This window comes from Priestia sp. ABM2_011, from assembly GCF_056158845.1.
In genome coordinates, this window is the sequence record NZ_JBSWUB010000001.1 from 150,383 (window position 1) to 157,500 (window position 7,118).

The following is a 7,118-nucleotide window of genomic DNA, read 5'->3' on the forward strand; positions in this document are numbered from 1 at the left end:
TACGTCACAGTGCTTTTTCTAATAACTTGGGTTTCGCAAAAATCATACGGCCTGCTGAGGTTTGGAGTACGCTCGTCACCAGTACATCAATTTGCTTTCCAATGTAATTTCTTCCTTCTTCTACCACGATCATTGTACCGTCATCAAGATAGGCAATACCTTGATTATGCTCTTTACCATCTTTTATAACCAACACATTCATTTCTTCTCCCGGAAGCACAATTGGCTTAACGGCATTTGCTAAGTCATTAATATTTAAGACGCCGACATTTTGAAGTTCACATACTTTATTTAAATTAAAGTCGTTTGTAACGACCAACCCAGAAGTCAGCTTTGCCAATTTGACCAGCTTACTGTCCACTTCTTGAATGTCTTCGAAATCGCCTTCATAAATTTCTACCTTCATTGCCAGTTCCTTTTGAATACGGTTTAGAATATCTAGACCTCGTCTACCTCTGTTTCGTTTTAGAACATCCGACGAATCAGCAATATGCTGAAGTTCCTCAAGCACAAAGCGCGGAATAACAATCGTTCCGTCTAAAAATCCTGTTTGACAAATATCTGCGATACGACCGTCAATAATAACGCTTGTATCTAAAATTTTAAGAGACTTTAGTGATTCTTCATTATCTGCTTCTTCTTCTTGCCCTTTTTTCTTCCCAATTCGAGATGGCATGGAAAACACGTTCACAAGCTCATCACGTTTTTTAAACCCGACTTGAAACCCTAAGTAACCTAAAAGAATACTTAGAAAGATTGGTAAAATGGTACTTACTACTTGAAGTTGAATTCTGCCTAAAAAAGCTCCGACCAAGTAGGCTACAATAAGCCCTAAAATCAATCCTAAGCTACCAAAAAGTACATCCGTTACAGGCGCCTTCAGCAACGCCTCTTCCACTCGGCGAATTAATTCAACTATATAATCAACAATCCAAAACGTGACAAGGAAAAACAAAATAGCTCCCAGTATTGCATCGACGTAAGGTTTTTCTAGAAATGCTACATCTTGCAGATTTAATAATTGAATAAGTTCAGGTATAAAAAAGACGCCCAATGTACCACCTGTAATAATAAAAAATAACTGTACAAAACGTTTTAACACGCCTTCACCTCCCTTTATCATTATAAACAGTTTACAATGATTGAAACCTGTTATTTAACCAAAAAACAGAATTTGTAAACAAACTGTCACTTTTTTTGTATTTTCACAATATCTTAATGAATCAAACATTTAATGTCAATTAATATCCTATAGCTGACGGTTTGTAAGATGCTGCTCTTTTAGTCTTTTTAGGCCTTCTCTAATTTTCCGTGCTCGAATTTCACCGATGCCTTCTACCTCATCCAATTCTTCTACCGACGCATCTGCTATCGTTTTTAAATCCCCTAATTCATCAATGAGATTTTCAATAATAATCGATGGAAGTCTTGGAATTTTATGAAGCATTCGATACCCTCTAGGAATAACGCTGTCTTCAAAGCTTGTATACATAGGATATCCCATTAAGCGAAGGAGCGTTTGGTCATCGAGAAGAACATTATTTGACGGCTGCTGCATGCGTTCAATCACTCGGTAAGGGTCAAAGCTGAGGTCATACATATAATCTTTGATTAATAAAGTTGCTTCTTCCTCTAAGTGAGAAAGCAGTTCATTCATTTGGAGACGAATTAGCCTTCCTTCTGTTCCTAACTCGCTAATATAGCTCAAAATTTCATTTTTAATACGCAAAACCATTTCTGTACGATGAAGCGACTGCAGCACATCTGTGTGAGTTACTTGCTCTTCAAACTCTAATGCACTGAGACTTGTAATCGATTCATCTAATACCGCCTTGTACTTTTCAAGGGTTCCAAGCGCTTGATTCGCTTTTGCTAAAATAACGCTAATGTCTTTCAATACATACTGCAGAGACCCTTTGTAAAGCGTAATCACATTCCGTCTTTGTGAAATGGCTATCACCAATACACCTGACTGCTTAGCTACGCGCTCCGCTGTACGGTGACGCATTCCTGTCTGTGAAGAAGGGGTAGAGGGATCTGGCATGAGCTGAGCATTAGCAAACAATATCTTGCTTCCGCTGTCGTTTAAAATAAGCGCTCCATCCATTTTGGCTAACTCGTATAAATGCGCAGGTGTAAATGCACAATTAATCGAAAATCCTCCATCTACCATCTTTTTGACTTGTTCATTGTAGCCCATAACAATTAAGCCGCCCGTCTTTGCCCGCAAGACGTTATCGATACCGTCACGAATAGGGGTTCCTGGTGCTACAAACTGCAGAATTTCTGATATTTGTTTTTGACTAACTGTTGTTTTTTCTCCTTCCACTGCTTATCCTCCTAATGTATATTGCAGAGCCTCCGCTACTGTTGATACCCCAATCACATCAATACCATCTGGGACTTTCCATCCTCCTAAATTTTTCTCCGGAATAATAATTCGTTGGAACCCTAATTTTACCGCTTCTTGAACGCGCTGTTCAATTCTAGACACTCGGCGTACTTCGCCTGTTAATCCTACCTCTCCTACAATAACATCTGTAGCGCTAGAAGCAGCATCTCTGAAGCTTGAAGCAATGCTAACGGCTACAGCTAAATCGATTGCTGGTTCATCTAATTTCACTCCACCTGCTACTTTTAAATAAGCATCTTGATTCTGCAGCAGCATTCCTACACGCTTTTCTAAGACAGCCATGATAAGCGAAACGCGATTATGATCTACTCCTGTCGCCATTCTTCTAGGGTTTCCAAAGCTCGTTGGACTGATTAGCGCCTGCAGCTCTACTAATACGGGTCTTGTCCCTTCCATTGAAGCGACAACAACCGAACCTGCTGCTCCCTGAGACCGTTCTTCTAGAAAGATTTCAGATGGATTCAATACTTCTTCTAGCCCACTTTCTTTCATTTCAAAAATGCCCATTTCATTTGTAGATCCAAATCGGTTCTTAACCGCTCTTAATATACGATACGTATGATGGCGCTCTCCTTCAAAATAAAGAACCGTATCTACCATATGTTCAAGAAGTCTTGGACCCGCAATGGCCCCTTCTTTCGTTACATGACCCACAATAAAGATGGCAATGCCATTCGTTTTAGCAACACGCATTAGTTCAGCCGTACACTCTCGCACCTGTGAGACGCTTCCTGGCGCTGATGTCACATCAGCATGGTAAATGGTTTGAATTGAATCAATCACCACAAAATCAGGCTGCATGCTTGAGATGGCCTCTAGTATTAATTCTAAGTTTGTTTCTGCGTGAACATAAAGCTCTTCAGCTTTTACACCTAGCCTGTCCGCTCTTAACTTCGTTTGTTTGGTTGATTCCTCTCCCGAAATATATAGTACTTTATTTTGTTTCATTGCTAACTGCGCGGAGGTTTGCAAAAGTAAAGTAGACTTTCCGATACCCGCATCTCCCCCTATTAAAACGAGTGACCCTCTGACAATACCGCCTCCTAATACACGGTTTAACTCTGCAGAAGGTGTAAAAATCCGTGGTTCTGTTGTAGATTCAATCGCTGTAATTGACTGAGGTTTTTGAACTTTAGAAGCAGTAGCTCCGGAAAAAGCTCCTCGGCGTGATGATTTCGTTTCTTCCATTTCTTCCACCATCGAATTCCAGCTTCCGCATCCAGGACATTTCCCCATCCATTTTGCGGATTCATATCCGCAATGCTGACATGCAAATTTTGTTTTTCGTTTCGCCATTATGTTATCAATCTCTCCGTTCATTCAATCGATTTCTATCTCTATTGTACACTATTTCCTAAGCTAAAATAAAAAGGGAGGCATACGTGTTTTTTCGTATGCCTCGTCTTGGTTTGAGTAAATTTAGCTGATGCTGCTTGGAGCGGAGGATTTAACAACAAATTCTCCTTTGTCTACATCTAGCGTCACTTTCTGACCTTTTTGAACAACCCCTTTTAGCAGCTCTTCAGATAAACGGTCTTCAATATGTTTTTGAATTGCTCTACGAAGTGGACGAGCGCCGTATTCTGGGTCAAAACCTTCCTCTGCAATCTTATCAATTGCTTCTTTTGTTAATTCGAGATCAATTTCTTGCTCTTTTAAGCGTTTTGTTAACTGATCCGCCATTAATTTAACGATTTCAGCTAAGTGAGGTTTCTCCAATGAATGGAAGACGATAATTTCATCGATACGGTTTAGGAACTCCGGACGGAATGCGCGCTTCATTTCCGCCATTACTTTTCCTTTCATATCTTTGTAGTCTTGGCCTTCTGCTTCTACTGTGAACCCTAAGTGCTTGCTTCGTTTTAATGTGTCCGCACCTACGTTTGATGTCATAATTAAAATCGTATTACGGAAATCAACTGTACGGCCTTTTGAATCTGTTAAGCGTCCATCTTCTAACACTTGTAATAAAATGTTAAATACATCCGGATGTGCTTTTTCAATTTCGTCTAAAAGAACAACTGAGTAAGGTTTTCTTCTTACTTTTTCCGTTAACTGGCCGCCTTCTTCGTATCCAACATATCCTGGAGGTGAACCTACTAAGCGTGAAGTAGAATGTTTCTCCATGTACTCAGACATATCGATACGAATCATTGCGTCTTCGTCGCCAAAGATTGACTCCGCTAATGCGCGTGCAAGCTCTGTTTTACCAACCCCTGTTGGTCCTAAGAAAATGAATGAACCAATTGGGCGTTTTGGATCTTTCAAGCCTGCTCTAGCACGGCGCACAGCTTTTGCAACTGCTTTTACCGCTTCTTCTTGCCCAATTACACGAGAATGAAGAATCTCTTCCATGTTTAGCAGTCTTTCTGTCTCTTCCTGTGCCAGTTTAGAGACCGGTACACCCGTCCAGCTAGATACCACCATCGCAATATCTTCTACGGTTACAGCTGAGTTTTCTTTACCTTGCTGCTCTTTCCAAATTTTCTTTGTGTCTTCTAATTCTTCGCGTAGGCGTTGTTCTGTATCGCGTAAAGATGCTGCTTTTTCAAATTCTTGACTTTGAACAGACGCATCTTTTTCATTGCGTACTGATTCTAATTTTTGCTCTAATTCCTTTAAATTTGGCGGCGTTGTAAATGAACGTAAACGCACTTTTGAACCAGCTTCATCAATTAAATCGATTGCTTTATCCGGTAAGAAACGATCTGAAATGTAGCGATCTGATAGTTTCACCGCTTGCTCGATTGCCTCATCAGAAATAGATACTCGGTGATGCGCTTCATAACGGTCACGAAGCCCTTTTAAGATTTGAATAGACTCTTCCAACGTTGGTTCATCCACTTGAATTGGCTGGAAGCGACGCTCTAACGCTGCATCTTTTTCAATATATTTTCTGTATTCATCTAAAGTCGTAGCACCGATACACTGAAGTTCTCCACGAGCAAGAGACGGTTTTAAAATATTAGAAGCATCGATAGCACCTTCTGCACCACCAGCGCCAATTAATGTGTGTAACTCATCGATAAAGAGAATGATATTACCTGCTTGACGAATTTCATCCATTACTTTCTTCAGGCGATCTTCAAATTCTCCGCGATATTTTGTACCAGCCACGACCGTTCCCATATCCAAAGTCATAACGCGTTTGTCACGTAAAATTTCTGGAACTTCATTGTTGACGATTTGCTGAGCCAAACCTTCAGCGATTGCCGTTTTACCGACACCTGGCTCCCCAATTAATACAGGATTGTTTTTTGTACGTCTGCTTAACACTTCAATAACACGCTGAATTTCTTTCCCACGTCCGATAACAGGGTCTAAGCTTCCTTCGCGCGCTACAACTGTTAAATCGCGTGCTAAGCTGTCTAGCGTAGGTGTATTGGCATTTGAAGAACCTCCGCCTTGATGGCTTGAAGCAGCTTCATTGCTACCTAATAAATGAAGTACTTGCTGACGAGCTTTATTTAGGCTGACACCTAGATTATTTAAAACGCGTGCTGCAACGCCTTCACCTTCACGAATTAAGCCTAGTAAGATATGTTCTGTTCCTACGTAAGAATGACCAAGCTTTCGGGCTTCATCCATTGAAAGTTCAATGACTTTTTTCGCTCGAGGTGTATAATGAATGGTCTGCGTTAATTCTTGGCCTCTGCCAATTAATGCTTCCACTTCTTTTTGAATTTTTTCAGTGCTTAGGCCTAGAGCAGAAAGAGCTTTTGCTGCAATTCCTTCACCTTCACGAACGATACCTAATAAAATGTGCTCCGTTCCAATGTTGTTGTGACCTAGGCGTAGTGCTTCTTCCTGTGCTAAAGCTAATACTTTTTGTGCGCGCTCTGTAAATCTACCAAACATCATATAATCGTCACCCTCCACGTTTAATTTGTGTTTTTATTTATAGTGAGACGTTCTCGAATTAAGGTGGCTCTTTTAATGTCACGTTCCTGAGGCTTTAGGGGCCCTCCCGAATACTTTTGTAAAAAGCCTGGCTGCGTCATAATGATAAGTTCATTCAATATATTTTGACTCAGTCCTTTTATATACCCTAAATCGATTCCTAATCGAACATCTGATAAACATTGTGAAGCTTCTTTGGACTCAATAATACGGCTATTGGCCAATACTCCATATGAACGATACACTCGATCTTCTAACTCTACATGAGATGTTTTAAACAGTGCGTCTCTTGCAGAGTGCTCTTGTGTAATTAACTGCTGTACGACACTATTTAAATCTGCCACAATATCTTCTTCAGATTTCCCTAAGGTTATCTGATTAGAAATTTGAAAGATATTCCCTAAAGCTTCGCTACCTTCTCCATAAATTCCTCTCACCACTAAGCCAAGCTGGTTAATAGCGGGAATAATACGATGAATTTGACGGGTCATCACTAAAGCCGGCAGATGCATCATCACAGATGCACGTAGCCCAGTACCCACATTTGTGGGACAGCTGGTTAAATACCCTCTATTTTCATCAAACGCATAATCTACGTATTTCTCAATCCAATTATCTACTTTATTCGCTGTGCTTAAAGCTTCAGATAATTGAAGGCCTGGAAATAAACATTGTATGCGTAAATGATCTTCTTCATTAACCATAATACTCAAATCTTCTTTTTCTGATAAAAAACAAGCTCCGTTGTTGTCTCCTTCAGCCAAGTTAGGACTGATAAGATGTTTTTCAACCAACACTTGCTTTT

At 40.3% G+C, this 7,118-nt stretch carries 5 protein-coding genes (1 of these 5 cut by a window edge); all 5 read right to left on the minus strand.

What is annotated here, in order from left to right:
* Window positions 1-4 precede the first annotated feature (4 nt).
* Window positions 5-1,102, minus strand: a complete 1,098-nt coding sequence (locus ACXAE4_RS00915; RefSeq protein WP_014462040.1) for a PIN/TRAM domain-containing protein — start codon at window positions 1,100-1,102, stop codon at window positions 5-7.
* A gap of 147 nt (window positions 1,103-1,249) precedes the next feature.
* Complete coding sequence (gene disA, locus ACXAE4_RS00920; RefSeq protein ID WP_013054900.1) at window positions 1,250-2,329, minus strand: DNA integrity scanning diadenylate cyclase DisA; 1,080 nt, start codon at window positions 2,327-2,329, stop codon at window positions 1,250-1,252.
* Window positions 2,330-2,332: 3 nt separating this feature from the next.
* Window positions 2,333-3,709, minus strand: a complete 1,377-nt coding sequence (gene radA / locus ACXAE4_RS00925; RefSeq protein ID WP_475235264.1) for a DNA repair protein RadA — start codon at window positions 3,707-3,709, stop codon at window positions 2,333-2,335.
* A 123-nt stretch (window positions 3,710-3,832) separates the two neighbouring features.
* Complete coding sequence (clpC, locus tag ACXAE4_RS00930; RefSeq protein ID WP_014462041.1) at window positions 3,833-6,274, minus strand: ATP-dependent protease ATP-binding subunit ClpC; 2,442 nt, start codon at window positions 6,272-6,274, stop codon at window positions 3,833-3,835.
* A gap of 20 nt (window positions 6,275-6,294) precedes the next feature.
* On the minus strand, window positions 6,295-7,118 hold the 3' portion of the coding sequence (locus ACXAE4_RS00935; protein ID WP_013054897.1) for a protein arginine kinase. Its footprint extends 250 nt past the window's final position; only the last 824 of its 1,074 coding nucleotides appear in the window; its start codon lies off the right edge, out of view — the gene reads right to left on this strand; it ends in the stop codon at window positions 6,295-6,297.